Consider the following 20,495-nt stretch of genomic DNA (forward strand, 5'->3'; position numbering starts at 1 on the left):
TTCTATGTTCGGAGCGTATGTGTGTGAGCTTATTGAGGGATACGTAAAGCTGCGGTTATAGAGGTTTACGAATCTGAAGTAGAGGTTTACGCGCGCGGTATAGAGGTTTGGCAAGAATACTCTTGTGTCTCTTTACGAGGTTACTAATGCAAAAAAAAGAGCATATCCACTCAGGGGTATGCTCTTTGCCTTATTGTCAGCCAATAATTCTTTTAGTTTCTTGGCAATGCTTCTTTCACTACCATTTGGCGGCCTACATATTCTGCTCCATTCAGTTTGTTGATTGCTTGTTGGGCTTCAGCAGCTTCGGGCATCTCTACGAAGGCAAAACCTTTTGATCTGTTTGTATTACGGTCCATAATCAGTTTTACTGATTCTACTGTTCCATACTCTTCCATTACTTGTCTCAAATCTGATTCCCTAACGTTGTAGCTAAGGTTTCCAATGTACATATTCATAAAATACAAAAATAAAAAATTAATAATTCAATAAAGGAGTCTTAGGAAGTTGTAGTCAGAAATGAAAATTCTCAATGTGGCTAATCGAGGAGAAACATAGTGAAACGTAGATCGTAATAAACCTCTTATTGTTTTGTTGATGCAAAGTAACGGCTTTTATTTGGTATATGCACTATACTTTATCATTTATCTGCCATATAATACCCTTTTTTGTGAAATAAGACCAAGACTTAACAATTGGAAGGGAACAGAAGGAGAGGATAAGACATAAAAAAAGTCTGGTGTGCTTGTATGCACGTCAGACTTTCAATTCTCTCGAGTGTTGTACTGAAATTATTCAGCTACAACAGCTGCGCTATCTACTGCTACAGTGTCAGCTGCTGCGGCTGCTGCTGCGGCTTCAGCTGCTGCTGCTTCTACAGCTGCGATTGAGTCAGCGATACGGATAGAATCTGCAGTTGCTTGTTCAGCGTTAGCTGCTTTGTTGCCACAAGATGCGAAAGATACTGCTACGATAGCTGCAGCCATCAAAACTAATTTTTTCATTTTCTTTACTTTTAAAACGTAATACAATCAATTGCTTTATTAAAACGTTGCAAAGGTATGTACTTTTTGAATATGTTGTTCTCGAAACCCCAACTTTTTTTATATTTTTTTTGGAGCTTCGGCTGTTTTTATCCCTATCTATATGTTTTACAACATATTAATCTTCGGCAATGCTGTTGTATAAGTATCTCTTGATACTTCTTTTGGGCGTTTTCTCAAATTCAGTCGGATAAAGTTGGATTTGGCTTACTTTTTCATAGGCTGCCACACTATTATTCAGATTTTTGAGATTCTCATCCATAATGGTTTTGAGGTTGTCCGGCTGGTTCAACCCTAAAGAATCCAAGGCTTCATAGTCGGCATAAACCAGCGCTACCAGTCTTTTATTCCGTTCGATGACAAGACTTTCCAGGACGAAAGGCATGTTGTTGAGCCGTGCTTCTATCTCTTCGGGGAAGATATTCTGTCCACTGGAACTGAGAATCATGGTCTTGCTGCGTCCGCGTATGTATAGGTTGTTGTCGTCGTCCAGTGTACCCAAGTCGCCGGTGCGAAGCCATCCGTCTTCGGTGAAGACTTCTTTGGTGGCTTCGGGGTTTTTGTAATAACCCGTCATCACGTTCTCGCCACGTACTTGTATTTCGCCGAGTTTGTCGTCCGGGTTTTCCTTGCAGATACGGGCTTCCATGATGTCGAGTACCCGTCCGGAGGAAGTCGGGACGAATTCATTCCAGGGAGCATAGCTGATGAGAGGGGCACATTCAGTCATGCCGTAGCCGATGGTGAAGGGGAACTTGATGCGGTGGAAGAATTCTTCCACTTCCGGGTTCATGGCTGCGCCTCCTATGATGACTTCCTTGAAACGTCCGCCCAGTGCGTCAATCAGTTTCTTGCGGATTTGCCCGTATATCTGTCCGTCGAGCAAGGGAATGCTGAGCGCCCATTTCATGGTCTTTTTGTTGATGATGGGCTGTATGACATTCTTGTATATCTTTTCAATGACAAGGGGGACGGTGATAATCAGGTTGGGTTTCACTTCCTCGAAAGCTTTCATCAGAATCTTTGGGGAAGGCACTTTTCCCAACAGTGTGACGTGTGTGCCGACGGCCGTGGCGGTAAGGAAATCGAATGCGCAGCCGTATGCATGTGCCAAAGGCAGGAAAGAGAGCACTTTGTCCCCTTTCTTCAGCAGCTCGGTACGTATGCCGAAGGTGACGTTGCCGGCCAGGTTGTTTCCCGTCAGCATGACGCCCTTACTGAATCCGGTGGTGCCCGAGGTATAATTCAGCAGCATGACCTTGTCGTTGGAAAGGTCCGTGTAAACGATGTCTTCCTTGCGGAACCCGTTCGGGTAGGTCGCTTCCATTTCATCGCCCAGATGCTTGAGGAAACGCTGGATGGTTTCGCCGTCCCGCTGATACAGACAGCGGAAGTCGCTCAGCGAGAACACACCGCGAAGTCCAGTAAGCCGTTCTTCTTCCAGATGTTCCCAAATGGCATCGCTGGTGAAGAGGAACGTTGATTCGGAGTGGTTTACGATATGATGGACATCATTGGGGTTGAAGTCTTGCAGAATGGGGACTACGATACCACCGTAGGTGATGGTGGCCATATAGGCGATGCACCAGCGGGCATTGTTCTTGCCGATGACGGCTATCTTGTCGCCGCGGCGCAGTTGGCAGTACTTGAAAATAAGATGCAGTCTGGCTATTTCTTGTGCCACTTCGCCATAAGTATAGCTCTCGTTTTCTCCATAGTTGGTATAGCAGGGGAGGTCCCAATTCTCGCGGAAACTATGCTCGTATAGTTTGATAAAGTTCTCTTGTATCATTGCACAAATTTTAGTTGAGTGTGCAAAAGTAGGAAAAATAGATTAATAATGTATATATTTGCAGCATAAATGTGTTTATAAGCTCATGATAGATACCAATATATTTCAAGATAAGACGGCGGTTTACTATACGTTGGGGTGCAAACTGAACTTCTCGGAGACCTCTACTATCGGTAAAATTTTGCAGGAAGCGGGCGTACGTACGGCGCGCAAGGGTGAGAAAGCGGATATTTGTGTAGTGAATACCTGCTCGGTGACGGAAGTGGCAGACAAGAAGTGCCGCCAGGCCATCCACAAACTGGTGAAGCAACATCCGGGTGCATTTGTCGTGGTGACCGGTTGCTATGCCCAGCTGAAACCGGAGACGGTGGCAAAGATAGAAGGTGTGGACGTCGTGCTGGGAGCCGAGCAGAAGAAGGACCTGCTCCACTACCTGGGCAATCTGCAGAAGCACGAGACCGGCGAGGCCTACACTTCCGCTTTGAAGGATATACGTTCGTTTGCCCCGTCTTGTTCGCGTGGCGACCGGACACGCTTCTTCCTGAAAGTGCAGGACGGCTGCGATTATTATTGTTCCTATTGCACCATTCCCTTTGCCCGCGGACGTAGCCGTAACGGCAGCATTGCTTCTATGGTGGAGCAGGCCAGCCAGGCGGCTGCCGAAGGTGGAAAGGAAATTGTATTGACCGGCGTCAATATCGGAGACTTCGGCAAGTCTACCGGTGAGACTTTCTTCGACTTGGTGAAGGCGCTGGACGAGGTGGAAGGCATTGAGCGTTACCGCATATCCTCCATCGAGCCGAATCTGCTGACAGATGAAATCATAGAATACGTGTCCCGTTCCCGGCGTTTCATGCCTCATTTCCATATACCGCTGCAGTCGGGCAGTGACGAGGTGCTGAAGCTGATGCGACGCCGTTACGATACCGCCTTGTTTGCCTCGAAGATAAAGAAGATAAAGGAAGTGATGCCCGATTCCTTTATAGGGGTAGACGTGATTGTGGGTACCCGTGGAGAGACGGAGGAGTATTTCGGGCAGGCTTATGAGTTTATCAAGAGCCTGGACGTGACGCAGCTCCATGTCTTCAGCTATTCGGAGCGTCCCGGCACGCAGGCCTTGAAGATAGACCACGTGGTGGCACCCGAAGAAAAGCACCGCAGGAGCCAGCAATTGCTGGAGCTTTCGGACGAAAAGACCCGTGCTTTTTATGCGCGCCATATCGGGCAGACGATGCCGGTGTTGCTGGAACGTCCCAAACCCGGACTGCCGATGCACGGCTTCACTCCCAATTATATCCGTGTGGAAGTCCCTCATGATGCTGCCTTGGACAACCAGCTCGTGTCTGTGCGCCTGGGCGATTTCAATGCCGACGGCACCGCACTCTTGGGAGTAATGGAATGAGGAATGCCGCCTTTGCAACAAATAACTCATAACTTATAACTCATAACTGACGAAGTGAAATCAAAAATTGTCTATTGGTTGACTTATGCGGGCATGTGGCTTGTGGCACTTCTGCCTTTCCGGGCGCTTTATGCATTGTCCGACGGGCTGTACTTCCTGATGCGCCACGTCGTGCATTATCGGAAGAAAGTCGTTCGCCGCAACCTTCGCAATTCCTTTCCGGAGAAGTCGGAAACCGAATTGATGGAGATAGAGCGCAAGTTCTACCATTATATCTGCGACTATATGCTGGAAGAGGTGAAGATGCTGCGCATGTCTTTCGAGGAGCTCTGCCGCCGGATGAAGTATGATAATAAGGAAGAATACCTTGCCATGATAGAGAAGCATGGAGGCATTGTACTGTTGATTCCCCATTATGCCAATTTTGAGTGGATTATAGGCATGGGGGCCATCATGCATCCGGGCGACATCCCGGTGCAGGTGTACAAACCGCTAAGCAATAAGTATCTGGACGAGATGTTTAAGCATATCCGCGCCCGGTTCGGAGGATACAATGTGGCGAAACATTCCACGGCACGCGAAGTGATAAAGCTTCGCCGTGAAGGCAGGCGGATAGCCATCGGCCTGATTACAGACCAGTCGCCCAACCGCAGCGAGGCCCATTATTGGACCACTTTCTTGAATCAGGACACCGTGTTCATGGATGGCGCCGAGCGCATTGCCAAGCTGATGGACTTCCCCGTCTTTTATTGTGAATTGGAACGGACATCCAGGGGATATTGCAAAGTGCTCTTCGATTTGGTTACCGAAACTCCCAAGCAGACGGCGGATGGCGAGATAACCGAGTGCTTCGCCCGTCGTCTGGAGCAGACCATCCGGCGCGAACCGGCTTATTGGTTCTGGTCTCATAAACGCTGGAAAAATAAACGAAAAGAATCTGTGCAACATGGATAAGATTGCTGTTGTCATATTGAATTGGAACGGATGTGATATGCTCCGTTCCTTCCTTCCCTCTGTTGTGCGTTTTTCGGAGGCGGATGGTGCTGTGGTGTATGTGGCGGACAATGGCTCTACGGATGCTTCTGTGGCAATGCTCCGTCGCGAGTTTCCTTCTGTGCACTTGATTCTGCTGGAAGAGAACCACGGTTTTGCCGACGGATACAATCTAGCATTGAAGCAAGTGGAGGCAGAATATGTAGTGCTGCTCAATTCCGATGTAGAGGTCACCGAGCACTGGCTTGTCCCGTTGGCAGAGTATATGGATGCCTATCCGGAGACGGCCGCTTGCCAGCCGAAGATACGCAGTTGGCGTAACAAGGGGCAGTTTGAGTATGCCGGAGCTGCGGGAGGTTTCATCGACCGCTATGGCTATCCCTTCTGCCGCGGCCGTATTATGGGCGTGGTAGAAGAGGACAAGGGGCAATACGACACGGTGATACCCATTTTCTGGGCTACGGGGGCGGCTCTGTTCATCCGTCTGGCAGACTACCGGGAAGCGGGTGGGCTGGACGGACGTTTTTTTGCCCACATGGAGGAGATAGATTTATGTTGGCGGCTTCGTGCCCGTGGCAGACAGTTGGCATGTATACCGCAGAGTGTGGTATTTCATGTGGGAGGGGCCACTTTGAAGAAGGAGAATCCGCGCAAGACCTTCCTCAATTTTCGTAATAACCTTGTCATGCTTTATAAGAATCTGCCGCAGGAGGACTTGGCGTCCGTGATGCGTGTACGTGCGGTGCTCGATTATGTGGCTGCGTTCAGTTTCATGCTGAAAGGCCAGTTACCCAATGCTTTGGCCGTATTCCGTGCGCGCCGTGCCTACCACTCCCTCCGCACTTCATTAGCAGCGTCCCGCAAAGAGAATCTGAAAAAAACTACGCTTGCCGTAATACCGGAACGGACAAAAAACAGTATATTGGCGCAGTTTTATCTGCATGGAAAGAAATTCTTTTCCCAATTGTAGGAACTGTTGCCTTTTATAATTGTTCAATCTATTAAAGGTTTTGAATTATGGAAAAACTAGTTAGAAAAATCGGATTAGTGGCACACGACGCCATGAAGAAAGACCTCATCGAGTGGGTACTGTGGAACTCGGAATTGCTGATGGGGCATAAATTCTATTGTACGGGCACCACGGGTACCCTTATCCTCGAAGCCCTCCGGGAGAAACATCCTGATGTGGAGTGGGATTTCACTATCCTTAAATCCGGTCCTTTGGGCGGTGACCAGCAGATGGGCTCGCGCATTGTGGACGGAGAGATTGACTATCTTTTCTTTTTCACCGACCCGATGACCCTTCAGCCGCACGATACGGATGTGAAGGCGTTGACCCGCCTTGCCGGTGTGGAGAACATCGTGTTCTGCTGCAACCGCAGTACGGCAGACCATATCATTTCCAGCCCGTTGTTTGTCGATCCAACGTATGAACGCACTGTTCCCGATTACAGCAACTACACCAAGCGGTTTGCAAATAAGCCGGTGGTGGCCGAAGCGGTGGAATCGGCAAAGAAGCGGAAACGGCAAAAATAAGGATGAAACTCGGTTCTACTGGGCATTCTTAATCTATCGCTACCCTTCGTTCATGGACAGCCCACACTGGTGCGATAGCCCACCCTTGCCGTTTGAAGTCATAGAGTTGCACAATAATGGTGTTGGTGAATCTGCCCATTCTATGTCGTTGAGGTATTGGTAGGGGAAGCGGAACTCTGTGAGGTTTATTTTCAATAGTTCATTCCTTCTGAAGTCTGCATAGTTGTATGGGTTTGTAAAGTCGTAAGGGGTGGGCAGGTAGAGGGCATTTCTTCAATGAAACTCGGAGCTGTATTTGATAGCAAGCGGCCGGTAGCAGGAAGAGAGCGACGATGGGGAGTAATGCCAGTCGTTGTATAGCGTTTCTCATTGACTTTTTGTTGATGATGGGGCAAAGGTACGGAATATTGGTATCAATGGTTGTATTCTACGGCAGAAAAGTTGCTGCATGCTCACTGCAGAACTTCTGTATACATTTTGCAGTGCTACTGCATATCTGTTGCAGCGTTACTGCAAAGCTGTTGCAGTACTACTGCAAATATATGTGCAGTGTTACTGCAAACCGTTTGCAGCGCCACTGCAAAAAGCATGCAGTGTCTTTGCAGTGGGAAGTGCCTGTGTATCAATAGTGAATGGGGTGATTCGGCAATCTGTCATTCTCCGCGGCGTTGGCATATTTCCACTCCTGCAGCCTCTATATCCGCGCCCATCGGTGGATTGCGCTTTGCCAGCTTGAGGGTTATTTCCTCTATCTGTGGGAAGTCGCGGAACAATCGGTTTATAATTCGCCCGCATACATGTTCCAATAGTTTGGAAGGAATGTCCATCTCTGCCTTCACAGCTGTATGTACATCGGCATAGCTCACGGTGTCGGCTACGTCGTCCGTTTCTGCCGCACGCCGGATATCAACTTGCAGGCGCAGGCTGACGGTAAACTCATTGCCTACCACGGTTTCTTGTTCGCCCACGCCGTGATGGGCGAAGAAGCGAAGCGTGTCAAGGAAAATATAACTGGTCATTACTTGTAGATTGTTTTCTGCAAACTTACTGATATTTTGTGGTACGGGCAAATCAGTATCCGGTTATTACGATTCAGGCTGTGGATTGTATTCTGTAAAATATAAAAATAGCGCGAAATTGTTTTTTATAGAATACAATTATGTGAGGGTCGGAATAAACTTATCGAACTATTTTAGGCACGGAATTATACGGGTTATCACGGTTGCTTTCAATATTATCCGTGATTGTCCATGTAATCCGTGCCTAAAATAATACTTTGCTAAGAATCCTTTCTTATCTTCCGGTGCTTTCTATCATGCACCTTATTTTCTCGTTCAAGCTTTCTGCCTTCATCAGTTGTTCCAGTGTCAGGTGCATGCGCCAGCGCCAGTAGTGCCGCGGGTTGGCAGGAATATTGATGCGTTCTTCCTGCACGTTCGGGTTGCGCCATTTGCCGTCCATGGACATCCAGTCTTGCAGGGAGAGGATGCAGAGGATGGAGTTGCTATGGAGGTGATTGCGAACCACTTCTTCGCAGAGCTCCGGCGTGGCCGTTGCCGGTGCGGCACCGTAGTGCCCGAGCATGGTGTTGTAGTAACGCTGCGTCTGTTGGAAGTCTTCTTCCCACCAGCCGCGCAGGGTAGACATGTCGTGCGTGGAGATGGTGCAGACCGAACGGTATGGATACCAGTCTGTGTGGCCGAATTCTTGTTTCGGGTCTTTCGGCATACGTTGTATCTCCAGGGAAAGGATACGCAGGTCGTTCATCACCCATGCCACGCAATCGGGAATCATGCCTAAGTCCTCACCGCATACCAGCATGCGCGTGGACTGTGTCAGTTGCGGCAGTTTCTTCATGGCTTGCTGTCCCCAGAAGTCGTTGTGGCGGTGATAGTAGTACTGGTCATACAGCCGGTTGAAGGCAGCCTTTTCCCAATCGTTCAGTGCGCGGTAGATGTAGTCGTGCTGCACGCCGATGCGCGGATGGTATTCGTGCGGATTGTTGCGGTCGGGCACGAACAGCACATCGCTGATAAGGGCGTAAAGCCCGTCACGAATCCAGATGCTGTCATCGTCCGTTTTTCCGGCAAAGTAGGCTTCCACCTTGCGCTGGGTGTCGAACTCGGGACGCATGCGGTAAATCTCCCACGTGTCTGTCGGCTCTATGAAGGTCTGTTTCACATAGTCTGTATGCGGGCCGAAGATTTGTCCGAGGAAGTACTCATGGATATAGGGCTTCAGGAAGAAGTCTTCGCGGAATGCCAGCCCGTAGCTTTCTATCTCCTCGCGCGTCATGGGCAGGGCGGGGACGAATTGTCCCAACAGCCCGTGTACGGCGTGCATTGGTATCTCCCAAATGCGGAAGAAGCCGAGGATGTGGTCTATGCGGTAGGCATCGAAGTATTCTGCCATTTTGTGGAAACGTTTCATCCACCAGGCATAACCGTCTTTTTCCATGACATCCCAGTTGTAGGTGGGGAGGCCCCAGTTCTGTCCGTTCACGGAGAAGTCGTCGGGCGGTGCACCGGCTTGGCCGTTCAGGTTGAAGTAGTGGGGTTCCTTCCAGGCTTCCACACTGTTGCGGCTGATGCCGATGGGGATGTCGCCTTTCAGCACTACGCCGTTGGCGCGCGCATGCTCGGTGGCGGCAAGCAGTTGCAGGTGCAGATTGAACTGGATGTAGTAGTAGATGGCAATATGCGGATAGTCGGCAGAGTCCGGCCGGCACAATGTCTCTATCTCTTTGGCATCGTAGGTGGCATACTTGGGCCACTCGTGGAAATTCGGGGTCTTGTAGGCATCACGCAGGTAGCTGAAGACGGCATATGGCTGCAACCATTCCTTATTGGCTTCGTAGAAATTACGGAAAGCATCCGATGCCAGCACCTTTTCCCCTTCCTGCTTGAAGATGAGGTGGAAGTATTCCCACTTTGTCTTGTTCACAGCTTCGTAGTCCACGGTGGGCAGGGCATTCAGTTCCTTCTGGCGTTTGTTGAATTCGGCCATCACCTTCTTGTCCTTCAAGCCGCCCAACTGCTTCAAGTCGGCGTACATGGGATGGAAGGCATAGATGGAGATGCTACTGTAAGGGTAGGAGTCTGTCCAGGTATGCGTCATGGTAGTGTCGTTGATGGGCAGAATCTGCACCGCCTTCTGATTGGTGGCAACTGCCCAGTCAATCATGCGCTTCAAGTCGCCGAAATCGCCTACACCGAAGCTTTTCTCGGAGCGCAGGGAGAATACGGGTACGGCTACTCCGGAACCTTTCCATGCAGGAAGATTGAAGTATACATAACGGTCGCCGACAGCCAGCGTTTCGTTGGCGGCTATCTGCGGGTCGGCCATATAACGGTTGGGATTGTTCTCCCAGGCCACGGCACGGCGCTCTTTCTTGTTGTAAAGGACGAATTTATACTCCAGCGGGAAGCTGATTTTACCGGCATCCACTTCTACCTGCCATTCGGGGAAGTCGATGTCGCTCATAAGGGCAGCTTTGTCCGGGTTCCAGTCACCCAGCGCCTTCTGGTTTCCGCAGAGTGCCAGGCAATGGTCGCTGTCTATGCAGGGGGCGTACGCCTTTATCAGCAACCCCTTTTTGTAGCTTTTCGGGGCGGCACTGCGTTCGCGATGCGCCAGCAGGGATTCTGTGAAAGCGGATGTATAAAAATACTGCTGCTCGGGCAGATTCTTCCAACAATCTTCTATGCGGTAAACTTTCTTCGGATTGTCTGCAACGTGCAGGATGCGTGGCAGGCTGTTCCACTCTGTCCGTATGGTTCTGCCATCTCGATAGATGTGGTAACTGTATTCGACGCTTCCATTACCGGGAATCTGGATATCCACTTCCGCAGTCCAGTGAATGCCGTCTACAGTGTGCAGGGGGGTGGCTTTGTCGGGCTGGTTGTTGCCAAGTTCCGGGATGGAACCCAGGACTCTGACTTCTTCACCCCAGCTGGTGCGATACTCGATATTGAATATTAGTGTCATATTATATTAGATTTAGAAGTAGCAATAGCTGCAATGATTATGCAAGTATAGAAATTATTCCTCATAATCATGCAGCTACCGTTATCTAAGTCATTTAAATTCCTATGCAAACGTTTGTGCTTGCCGTGGGATTATCCACAGCGGGAAGCTCCGCACGTCTTGCAGATGAGGCAACCTTCTTGGTAAACCAGTGTTTCGTTACCGCAGTTGGGGCATTTCTTGCCTTTGGCTTCCGTGCCGTCCTGGATGTATTTCTTCAGGGCGCGTTCCACACCGTTCTTCCAGGTGTTGATGTTTTCGCTGTCCAGTTGCAGTGAACCTACCAGCTTGATGACCTGCTCGATAGGCATGCGGTAGCGCAATACACCGGAAATCAGCTTGGCATAGTTCCAATACTCTTTATTGAACTTCTCGGACAGCCCCTCGATGGTGACTTTGTATCCGCGCTTGTTCTCGAACTGGAAGTCGTAACGCTTGTTTCCGTGCTCATCCACATTCTTGATGATGTGGCCCGACACCACATTCTTCGGCAGGATGATGCCTTCATCATCATCCAGCACACCGGTGAATATTTCGTAGGGATGATTGTCCAGCAAGCCGACGAATGCCACCCATTTCTCCTTGTTGTTCTGGAAGCGGACAACGTCTGCATCCAATATTCTGGGACGTGTTTCAACGACTGTAGGCGGTTTGCACGGGGGAAGCTCGGACTTCTTGTCGCTCTTGGTAGAGATGAGCACGCCGGAACGCGAACCGTCGCGGTAAACCGTACAGCCCTTGCAGCCGGATTTCCATGCTTCTACATACAGACGGTTCACGAGGTCTTCGTCTACGTCGTTCGGCAGGTTGATGGTTACGCTGATAGAGTGGTCCACCCATTTTTGGATACGTCCCTGCATCTTGACTTTCATCAGCCAGTCCACGTCGTTGGAGGTTGCTTTATAATAAGGTGATTTCTCTACCAGGGCATCCACTTCTTCCTGCGTGTAGCGTTTGGCGGGGTTGTATCCTTGTGCTTCCATCCAAGTCACAAACTTGGGGTGGAACACGATATATTCTTCAAAGGCATCTCCGGTTTCGTCGATGAAGTCCACATGGACGTTCGTATCGTTGGGATTCACTTTGCGGCGGCGCTTGTACACGGGCAGGAATACGGGCTCGATACCGGAGGTGGTTTGAGTCATCAGGCTGGTGGTGCCGGTCGGGGCGATGGTCAGACAGGCAATGTTGCGGCGTCCGTACTTCTTCATCTCCTCGTACATTTCCGGGTCAGCTTCACGCAGGCGGTTGATGAACGGGTTGTTCTTTTCGCGTTCTGTATCGTACACCTCGAATGCGCCGCGTTCTTTGGCCATTTCTATGGAGGAGCGATAGGCGTTGAGTGCCACCGTCTTGTGTACTTGCTCCGAGAATTCGGTTGCCTCTTCAGTGCCATAACGCAATCCCAGGGCGGCAAGCATGTCGCCTTCTGCCGTGATGCCTACACCGGTACGGCGGCCTTGGGCGCTTTTCTTGTAAATCTTCTGCCACAAAACGCGTTCTGTATGTTTCACGTCTTCACTTTCGGGGTCGGCATCTATCTTGCTCATGATGCGCTCTATCTTCTCCAGTTCAAGGTCGATGATATCGTCCATGATGCGTTGGGCCAAAGCTACATGCTTCTTGAATAGCTCAAAGTCAAAGTAGGCGTCCGGCTTGAACGGATTGACCACGTATGAGTAAAGGTTGATGGCGAGCAGACGGCAGGAGTCGTACGGGCACAGTGGAATTTCGCCGCATGGATTGGTGGATACGGTACGGTAGCCCAGGTCTGCATAGCAGTCGGGCACGGATTCCTTTAATATGGTATCCCAGAACAATACACCGGGTTCTGCCGATTTCCATGCATTGTGCACAATCTTTTTCCATAATGCGGATGCGTCAATGTCTTTTTGAAATGCCGGCTCTGTGGCGTCAATCGGATATTGCTGTGTATATGGTTTGCCTTCGATGGCGGCCTGCATGAAGTCGTCGGTCAGTTTTACGGAAACGTTGGCTCCGGTCACTTTGCCCTCAGTCATCTTGGCATCGATGAAGGCTTCCGAGTCGGGGTGTTTGATGGATACGCTGAGCATCAGTGCGCCGCGGCGTCCATCTTGAGCTACTTCGCGTGTAGAGTTTGAATAGCGTTCCATGAAGGGAACCAAGCCGGTGGAGGTCAGTGCCGAGTTCTTTACCGGTGAACCTTTCGGACGGATATGGGATAAGTCGTGTCCCACGCCGCCACGGCGTTTCATCAGCTGTACTTGTTCTTCGTCTATCTTGAAGATGGCACCATAAGAATCCGCTTCGCCGTCCACACCGATAACAAAGCAGTTGGACAGAGAGGCTACCTGATAGTTGTTCCCGATTCCGGTCATCGGGCTTCCTTGCGGAACAATGTACTTGAAGTGGTCGAGCAAGCCGAAAAGTTCCTCTGAACTTAATGGATTGGGGTACTTGGCCTCAATGCGGGCTACCTCATTGGCTATCCGCCAATGCATGTCTTCCGGAGACTTTTCGTAAATATTTCCGAAAGAATCTTTGACTGCATATTTGTTTACCCAAACTCTGGCAGCCAACTCGTCGCCTTGGAAGTATTTTAAAGATTCTCCGTAGGCTTCGTCATAAGAATAATTTTTCTTTTCCACAATGTTGTATCTCTTAGGATTAGTTACAAATAAGTAAAGTTGTAGAAGTTGTACTTATCGTTAACAAATGTATTTGCAAAGCTATGAATGTTTTTCAACTTGGCAAAATTAAAATGAATGTTTTTATTAACCGATATATAGTTTTCTATTGATTGCTATTAATTTATTGGTTTATAATGTTTTAATGATTTGAGTAAACGAATAAGTTTTCCAAAATGGAATTTATTAACAACTTGTTGGGCTGAAAGGTTCTCGGTTTAGTCGAACATAAGGTTACTTTTATCTGCTCGTAGAGATAATAATTGTTCATTTCTTGTTGAAAAGATGTATTTTATTCCGGATATATGATGATAAAAAAAGTGTGAACTCTTGAATGAATTGTTCGTGGATTACATTATCTTTGCAAAAAAAGAAAGAATGGAAAGCTTGAAACAAAGGAGAACAATCCGAAAATACCAGCAGAAGGATATTTCTGCTGATTTGTTAAATGATTTGCTTGAAACCTCTTTCCGGGCTTCTACAGTCGGGAACATGCAGGTTTATAGTGTGATTGTGACGCGTGATGCAGAGCGTAAAGCCAAACTGGCGCCTGCACATTTCAATCAGCCGATGGTTCGGACGGCGCCGGTAGTGCTTACTTTCTGCATAGATTTGCGCCGCTTCAGCAAGTGGTGTGAGCAACGTAAGGCTGAGCCGGGATACAACAACTTTGAGTGGTTTGTGACGGGGGCTGTCGATACCTTGCTGGTGGCACAGACTTTTTGTGTGGCTGCCGAGGAGAAGGGGTTGGGCATTTGCTATCTGGGAACTACCACTTACAACCCTCAGATGATTGTCGAAGCGTTGGAGTTACCGGAATTGGTGTTTCCCATCACGACAGTCACAGTGGGATGGCCTGCCGAACAGCCGGAACAAGTGGACCGTTTGCCGCTGGAGGCCATTGTACACGAAGAGGTTTATCATGATTATACTCCTCAGGACATTGACCGGTTGTATGCCTATAAAGAATCGCTTCCTGAGAACAAGCAGTTCATCTTGGAGAACAATAAGGAAACGCTGGCGCAGGTCTTTACAGATGTGCGTTATACGAAGAAAGACAGTGAGGCAATGTCGGAGAATCTTTGGAAGATAATGAAAAAGCAGGGATTTTGAAAATTAAGGATTAGGGATAAGGGATAAGGGATAAGGGGTTAAGCTAATGCATACTTAGCTGCATTTAATCCCTTATCCTTTATTCTTATCCTTTTTTCAGTGCGGCTTGAATCTCGTCGATTTCCGCACGGAATGATTTGTCCACCTCTTTCAGTTCTTTGATGGTTTTACATGCATGCAATACGGTGGCATGGTCTTTATGTCCAATTAGCGCACCGATTTTTGCAGTAGAGAAGTCTGTATGGTTTTTGGCTAAATACATGGCTATTTGTCGTGCTTGCACCACTTCCCGCTTTCTGGATTTTGTGTGGATGGTGGCAGTTTCCAATCCGAAGTGCTTGCATACGGTGTTGATGATTTCATCGACAGTCACTGCCTTGCTTTCGCTGTTCACTACCTTGCGGACGATACGTTGCGTCAGTTCCAGGTCTATTTCTTTATTGTATATGGTGGAATGCGCCATAATGGAAATGACGATGCCCTCCAGGTCACGTACACTGTCGCCCACGTTCTCTGCAATATAGTCAATCACTTCCTGGGGGAACTGCAGGCCGTCACGGTGTATCTTGTTGCGCAGAATGTTCTTGCGGAGTTCTACGGTAGGTTTCTCCAGCTCAGCCACCATTCCCCATTTAAAACGTGTAATCAGACGCTCTTCCATGCCCTGCAGCAATACCGGTGCACGGTCGGAAGTGAGGATGAGCTGCTTGCCGTTCTGATGCAGATGGTTGAAGATATGGAAGAATGTATTCTGCGTTTTGGTCACGCCGGCAAATTCCTGAATATCATCAATGATTAGAATATCAATGGTCTGGTAGAAGTTGATGAAGTCGTTAGTCGTATTGTTACGTACGGAATCGGTGTATTGCACTTGGAATAGGTGTGCAGATACATACAATACCCTTTTCTCCGGGTATAGTTCCTTGATTTTGGTTCCGATAGCATTGGCAAGATGGGTTTTGCCTACACCTGATGCTCCGTATAGGAACAGCGGATTGAAGATTGTTTTAGCCGGATTGAGAGCGACAGCTTCTGCAACGCTGCGCGACAGCTTGTTGCTGTAACCTTCGATGAAGGTTTCAAAGTTGTATTCTGGATTAAGGTGCGGGTCAAGTTCGGGGACGGGAATCTGCGGAATCCTTTTGTCCATCACTTGTTTTTGCGGTATGATGGTACGCTGTGTAGACTCCAGGTCGACGGTTTTCCGCGAGCTCTTGTCCACCATTACGTTATACATCAATTTAGTTCCCTCACCAATGACCTTATAGAGAGTCTTGCGCAACAAATCAACAAATTTGTCCTCCAAAAACTCATAGAAGAACTGGCTGGGCACTTGTACGACCAGCGTTTTGTCTTCATATTTTAAAGGTATGATGGGAAGAAACCATGTTTTGTATGTCTGCTCCGGAACATTGTCTCTGATGATTTCAAGACAGCGGTTCCACAGCCCGACATGATCTATTTCACTCATAACGGCTATAAATACATTTATTAATTAAGCATAACTTCTACGATTGCAAAATTGGCAATCTTATTCGAGAAAAACAAATCCTTTTTTTCTTGCGTTTTTAGGGAAAGTAATAAGCTCTTTACTTTCAGCTACTTATCGGTTACTATGAGTATACTCCTTATATAAGGTGTGTTGCATTTATCTAATACTTTGTCATATAGTGGTTTATGTAGCTTTGCGTCTCTTGTTTTCTTTCTGTGCCCAGAGCAGGAAAAAGCCCTTTTTCGCTCCTTGTATAGAGCAAATGAGGGCTTTCCTTTTAATTCCTTTATAGACTTATTATTTAGACAAAATCTATATAACGTCCATCTTTTACTTATCTTTCTTGCCGAATAGGGAGAAATGGACGTATCGTTTCGGATGCGATTTCAAGTCTTCCAATAAACTTGCTGCGTTGGCAGTGGTGGCGTTCAGATTATTATATAGAGAAGGGTCGTTTAGCAAAAGTCCGACGGTATTGTCTTTCTGGTTCAATTTGTCTGTAATCATTTTTACATTGTTCAAAGTTGCGTCTACCTTTTGCATGGCGGCAGCATAATCTATCTCCTTTAAGTTGTTGGAAATGAGTGCAAAGTTGTCTCCAATGGTATTGAGCTTGCCGGTCAGTTGTGGAATATCATCCTTCATTAGAGTTTGCAACTGGCGGCTTGTGACGGCCATACTTGCTGTTAAATCTTGTACGTTATGCAAGGTTGCAGGGATGGCGGGGTCGGCTAGTATGACATTTAAGGATGCGAGGATGGAATCCAGCTTGGGCAGCATCTTCTCTACTTGCGGCATCATGGTGGCAACTTTTTCCATCATTCCGTTGTTCAGCACGCCGGGGATTGTGTCTCCAATCTGGTATTTCTCCCGTGGGTTATTGGCAAGCAGCAGGTTCATCTTTACGCCGCCAAGCATTTCGGCTGCCAGTTCTGCCGTACTTCCTTTGGGAATGCGCAGCTCTGGGTCAACATCTATTTCGGCAACGACTTTGCCCGGTTGGGTATAGTCGTAGTACAAGTCGCGGACAATACCCACGCGGAAGCCGTCGGCAAAGACCGGGCTGGATTTTGTCAGCCCATTGACATTCTGGAATTTCACGTAGAAATAGCTGGAGGGCTTGAACATATTTATCCCTTTCAGGTAGTTGATGCCGTATACCAATATGCAAAGTGCAGCTATGCCTGCTATTCCTATTCTAACTTCTTTTGTAATATACTTCATGATGTATCTTTTGTTATTTATTTCTGTTCTTTTTAAATTCGCTGATGGCTGTGTTGACGTTTATCTTTTCTCCATTCTTGAACGCAATGATGAATGCGTCCTTGAATTTGTCCGTAATGCTACGTTTGCTGCGCAGCACCTTGTTGTAATCGGGTGATGCGCCGTACGTATATTTGTAGATTCCGCCTTCTTTATAATAATCCACGTCTTTCAGTCCTTTCAGTCTTTTGTCATTCTTGGCCAGAGGACGTGAAGAAGTGAGTATCTGTATCTTAAACACGATGCCGCTCTGTTCTGTTTGGGAAACGGCTGCATTTTCTGACCTTTGCGGGCGTTGGGCAGCTTGGTTACTCTCCGCTTGAGGTGCATTTTTCTTTTCCGGTGTCGCTGTAGCTGCGTTGCCTTCTTCTTGAACGGGCTCGGGTACATCCTCCGGAAGAATGGTATTGCTGCTTCCGTTCAACCGGATTTCCTGCTCGCGCTTATAGGTGAGGAAAGCGCGGAAGATACCGTTGGCAAGTGAGGTGGTTCCTGCTTCAGTGTTCAGGTACCGTTCCTCTTCCGGTGTGGAGATGAATCCGAGTTCCACCAGTATGCTTGGCATGGCACTGGCCTTCAATACCAGAAAACCTGCCTGGTGCACGCCCCGATCTGTACGTTTGCAGGTTTGGCGGAAATGCTTTTGTACGAGGGAGGCGAGGTGCACACTCTGTGACATGTATTTGTCTTGCATGAATTCGAAGATGATGTAGGACTCTGCCGAGTTGGGATTGAAGCCGGCATACCGCGTCTTGTAGTCGCTTTCGTAGAGGATAACGGCATTTTCGCGCTTGGCTACTTCCAGATTGGCATCCGATTTTGCCAGACCCAGTGTCCAGGTGGAGGCTCCTTTGGCCGTCCGGTTTTTGGCCAGGGCATTGGTATGTATGGAGATGAACAAATCAGCTTTGGCGTTATTGGCAATTTCAGCGCGCCGGTCCAGGGGGATGAATATGTCCCGGTCCCGCGTATAGATAACTTTTACATCAGGGCAGTTCTTCTTGATTTGTTTGCCAAGTTTGAGTGCTACATTCAGGTTGATATTCTTCTCTTTGGAAATTTTTCCCACTGCACCCGGGTCGTGTCCACCGTGTCCGGGGTCTATAACGACAACAAAGTCTTTCGCTTCAGCGCTGCCACTGCAAAAGGGGGAGATAAGCAGCCCTAAGCATATACTTATATATAATATGTATCGTCTGTATAGTTTCATATAATTGTAGCAAAGACAATGCTTCCTTTTCGCTTGGCAAATGTAGTGGAAATTTATAGAAAACTAATGGATTATGTTCAGTTTTATTGTTCTTCTTCTCATTTTTAGTGTAATTAATGTCTGTGTTTGAGTAATTAGTGGCTCAATGTATTGATAATATGCGTAACTTTGCGGCAGATAATTAAAATAGCAAATCAAGTATGCTGGTTCGTTTTATAAAGAACTGGACGTTGCCTTTGGCAATGCTTGCCGGTACTTTGGGATATTTCTTTTTTGCAGACATTCCTTTTGTGGCGCCTGCCAAACCTTATGTGAATGGGTTAGTGGCTTTCCTGACTCCGCTTTTGATTTTTTCCCAACTTCTGCTCACTTTCTGCAAGGTGGAGGTGCATGAACTGAAACCCAAATCGTGGCATGGATGGTTACTGCTGTTCCAGACGGTTTCTTGCTTGATTGTTGCGGTATTGTTGGTGTGTTGCCCTATGGAGGAGGTCTACCGGGAAGTGTTTGAAGGTGCAATGGTCTGCCTCATTTGTCCCACTGCAACCGCTGCGGCTGTCATTACCGGTAAACTGGGTGGAAGCGCATCCAGCCTGACGACCTATACGTTGTTGTCCAATCTTCTGGCAGCTGTGGCTGTTCCTTTGGTTTTCCCGTTGGTGGAGCCTCATGCTGACATTACTTTTTTTGTTGCATTCCTGAAAATTCTGAGTAAAGTCTTTCCATTGCTGCTTTGTCCTTTCTTGCTGGCATGGTTTCTGCGTGCGTTTGTGCCGAAGGTGCATCATTTTCTGTTGGGTTTCCATGATGCAGCCTTCTATTTGTGGGCGGTAGCTCTTGCCATTGTCTCAGGGCAGACGGTACGTTCATTGGTCAATAGTGATGCACCGGTATTTGTTGAACTGCTGATAGCCCTGGCGGGACTGATAACCTGCTGTATACAATTCTATTTGGGAAAGAGAATCGGCGGTCATTATGGTGAGCGCATCAGTGGAGGGCAGGCGCTGGGGCAAAAGAATACGGTGCTTGCCATCTGGATGGCATATACTTATCTTAATCCGTTATCTTCCGTCGGTCCGGGATCGTATGTGCTGTGGCAGAATATAATCAATAGTTATCAGCTGTGGAAGAAAAGGAAAAATGAGACGGAATAACTGCTGAGTATTTTACATCTTATTTGCTTTATGGACATAGAGGGCGGTTGCAACAATTATCAGTACAAATGCCATAATGAGGAATATTATCCGGATAAGGCGATGTTTTGAAAATAGGTTGGCCATGCAGGCAGAAGCCACGCTGAAACGGGCTATTATAGAATCAATTGTGGCGTTTTCGAAAAAGACTGATGCAATACTCCATAGTGCAATAATGGTTAATATAGCATTGGCTGATAAACAAAGAATTTTATCAAGTGGCATTCTAAATACTTTTCTTGTTCTCATATATAGGACTCTATGTTTAACTCCTTTCATTCCTGCCTTTCGCTGAATCAGCCAAAGGATAGGGCAAAAATAAAAGAGAACTTCCTGACAGAATCAATATTGTCTTGGAATATTGTTAAATGATTGAATTTCTAAACCTATGTTTATTCTTTGCTGTCAAAACTCTGTTTGTGTCTGATGCGGCTCATGTGAATAGAGGTTATTTTCAAGTAAGACGCAATTTCTTTTAGGGGTACCATTTGTAGGATTTCTGGACATTTTTTAAGAAGTTGGAGATAGCGTTCTTCCGATGTAAATCTGAACAAATCCAAGTAACGTGAATACGACTGAAAAAATAATTGTTCGGCTGCAATGCGGGCTATTCGTTGATTTTCTTTGTTCTCTTCAAATTCTTGTAGAAGTAATTCGGAAGAACAGATGTAGATTCTACATGGGGTTATTGCTTGTATATTCAATTCAGATTTTATGTCGTATCATTAGTGTCCACTAAAAAATCATAGTCGTTCTTTGAAAT

The 20,495-nt window shown here is 47.5% G+C and carries 16 protein-coding genes and 1 pseudogene; 6 read left to right on the forward strand and 11 right to left on the reverse strand.

The features are described 5' to 3' along the window. Positions 1-212: 212 nt before the first annotated feature. From DW096_RS17030 to DW096_RS17040, 3 genes are all read right to left on the reverse strand, one after another. Complete coding sequence (locus DW096_RS17030; protein WP_005830186.1) at positions 213-458, reverse strand: RNA-binding protein; 246 nt, start codon at positions 456-458, stop codon at positions 213-215. Between the two features lie 333 nt (positions 459-791). Further along, entirely contained in the window at positions 792-1,004 is a 213-nt protein-coding gene (locus DW096_RS17035; RefSeq protein ID WP_005833237.1) for a hypothetical protein, read from the reverse strand. Positions 1,005-1,161: 157 nt separating this feature from the next. After that, positions 1,162-2,835, reverse strand: coding sequence for a long-chain fatty acid--CoA ligase (locus tag DW096_RS17040; RefSeq protein ID WP_008664099.1), 1,674 nt, complete (start codon positions 2,833-2,835; stop codon positions 1,162-1,164). Positions 2,836-2,920: 85 nt separating this feature from the next. On the opposite strand from DW096_RS17040, the gene mtaB reads away from it, so the two are divergent. From mtaB to DW096_RS17060, 4 genes are read left to right on the forward strand one after another with little or no spacing between them, the layout of a single operon-like run. Beyond that, complete coding sequence (mtaB, locus tag DW096_RS17045; protein ID WP_120028832.1) at positions 2,921-4,237, forward strand: tRNA (N(6)-L-threonylcarbamoyladenosine(37)-C(2))-methylthiotransferase MtaB; 1,317 nt, start codon at positions 2,921-2,923, stop codon at positions 4,235-4,237. Positions 4,238-4,291: 54 nt separating this feature from the next. Beyond that, positions 4,292-5,191, forward strand: coding sequence for a lysophospholipid acyltransferase family protein (locus tag DW096_RS17050; RefSeq protein ID WP_005833230.1), 900 nt, complete (start codon positions 4,292-4,294; stop codon positions 5,189-5,191). Then, positions 5,184-6,200 (forward strand): glycosyltransferase family 2 protein, encoded by a 1,017-nt coding sequence (locus tag DW096_RS17055; RefSeq protein WP_005830203.1) that lies wholly within the window; start codon positions 5,184-5,186, stop codon positions 6,198-6,200. Before DW096_RS17050 ends, DW096_RS17055 begins: the two co-directional genes overlap by 8 nt. A gap of 47 nt (positions 6,201-6,247) precedes the next feature. Continuing rightward, positions 6,248-6,766: a methylglyoxal synthase gene (locus DW096_RS17060; protein ID WP_005830204.1), complete on the forward strand. Its 519-nt coding sequence runs from the start codon at positions 6,248-6,250 to the stop codon at positions 6,764-6,766. Between the two features lie 653 nt (positions 6,767-7,419). Here DW096_RS17060 and folB read toward each other — a convergent pair. The 3 genes from folB to DW096_RS17080 form a co-directional block, all read right to left on the reverse strand. Next, positions 7,420-7,785: a dihydroneopterin aldolase gene (folB, locus tag DW096_RS17070; protein WP_009037931.1), complete on the reverse strand. Its 366-nt coding sequence runs from the start codon at positions 7,783-7,785 to the stop codon at positions 7,420-7,422. A gap of 274 nt (positions 7,786-8,059) precedes the next feature. Then, positions 8,060-10,753 carry a 4-alpha-glucanotransferase gene (locus DW096_RS17075; RefSeq protein ID WP_120028831.1) on the reverse strand — a complete coding sequence of 898 codons (2,694 nt, stop codon included), beginning with the start codon at positions 10,751-10,753 and terminating at the stop codon, positions 8,060-8,062. Between the two features lie 131 nt (positions 10,754-10,884). Continuing rightward, positions 10,885-13,422, reverse strand: a complete 2,538-nt coding sequence (locus DW096_RS17080) for an adenosylcobalamin-dependent ribonucleoside-diphosphate reductase (RefSeq protein ID WP_005827290.1) — start codon at positions 13,420-13,422, stop codon at positions 10,885-10,887. 417 nt (positions 13,423-13,839) lie between these two features. On the opposite strand from DW096_RS17080, the gene DW096_RS17085 reads away from it, so the two are divergent. After that, entirely contained in the window at positions 13,840-14,574 is a 735-nt protein-coding gene (locus DW096_RS17085) for an NADPH-dependent oxidoreductase (RefSeq protein WP_044468986.1), read from the forward strand. Between the two features lie 85 nt (positions 14,575-14,659). On the opposite strand, the gene dnaA is transcribed toward DW096_RS17085, so the two are convergent. The 3 genes from dnaA to DW096_RS17100 form a co-directional block, all read right to left on the reverse strand. After that, a complete protein-coding gene (gene dnaA, locus DW096_RS17090; protein WP_005827286.1) occupies positions 14,660-16,045 on the reverse strand; it encodes a chromosomal replication initiator protein DnaA in 1,386 nt (461 codons plus the stop codon). Positions 16,046-16,396: 351 nt separating this feature from the next. After that, on the reverse strand, positions 16,397-17,290 hold the full coding sequence (locus DW096_RS17095; RefSeq protein ID WP_005827282.1) for an MlaD family protein: 894 nt from the start codon (positions 17,288-17,290) through the stop codon (positions 16,397-16,399). A gap of 13 nt (positions 17,291-17,303) precedes the next feature. After that, positions 17,304-18,539, reverse strand: coding sequence for an N-acetylmuramoyl-L-alanine amidase (locus tag DW096_RS17100; protein WP_005827280.1), 1,236 nt, complete (start codon positions 18,537-18,539; stop codon positions 17,304-17,306). Positions 18,540-18,739: 200 nt separating this feature from the next. On the opposite strand from DW096_RS17100, the gene DW096_RS17105 reads away from it, so the two are divergent. After that, positions 18,740-19,693, forward strand: coding sequence for a transporter (locus tag DW096_RS17105; protein WP_035449132.1), 954 nt, complete (start codon positions 18,740-18,742; stop codon positions 19,691-19,693). A gap of 12 nt (positions 19,694-19,705) precedes the next feature. Here the strand turns inward: DW096_RS17105 and DW096_RS17110 are convergent, their stop codons facing one another. Beyond that, positions 19,706-19,981, reverse strand: a complete 276-nt coding sequence (locus DW096_RS17110; protein WP_005833197.1) for a hypothetical protein — start codon at positions 19,979-19,981, stop codon at positions 19,706-19,708. 143 nt (positions 19,982-20,124) lie between these two features. Then, positions 20,125-20,454: pseudogene (locus tag DW096_RS19745) on the reverse strand (Crp/Fnr family transcriptional regulator); the annotation flags it as partial. Positions 20,455-20,495: the final 41 nt, after the last annotated feature.

Source organism: Bacteroides sp. AM07-18 (genome assembly GCF_003602695.1).
Classification (GTDB): Bacteria; Bacteroidota; Bacteroidia; order Bacteroidales; family Bacteroidaceae; genus Bacteroides; species Bacteroides uniformis.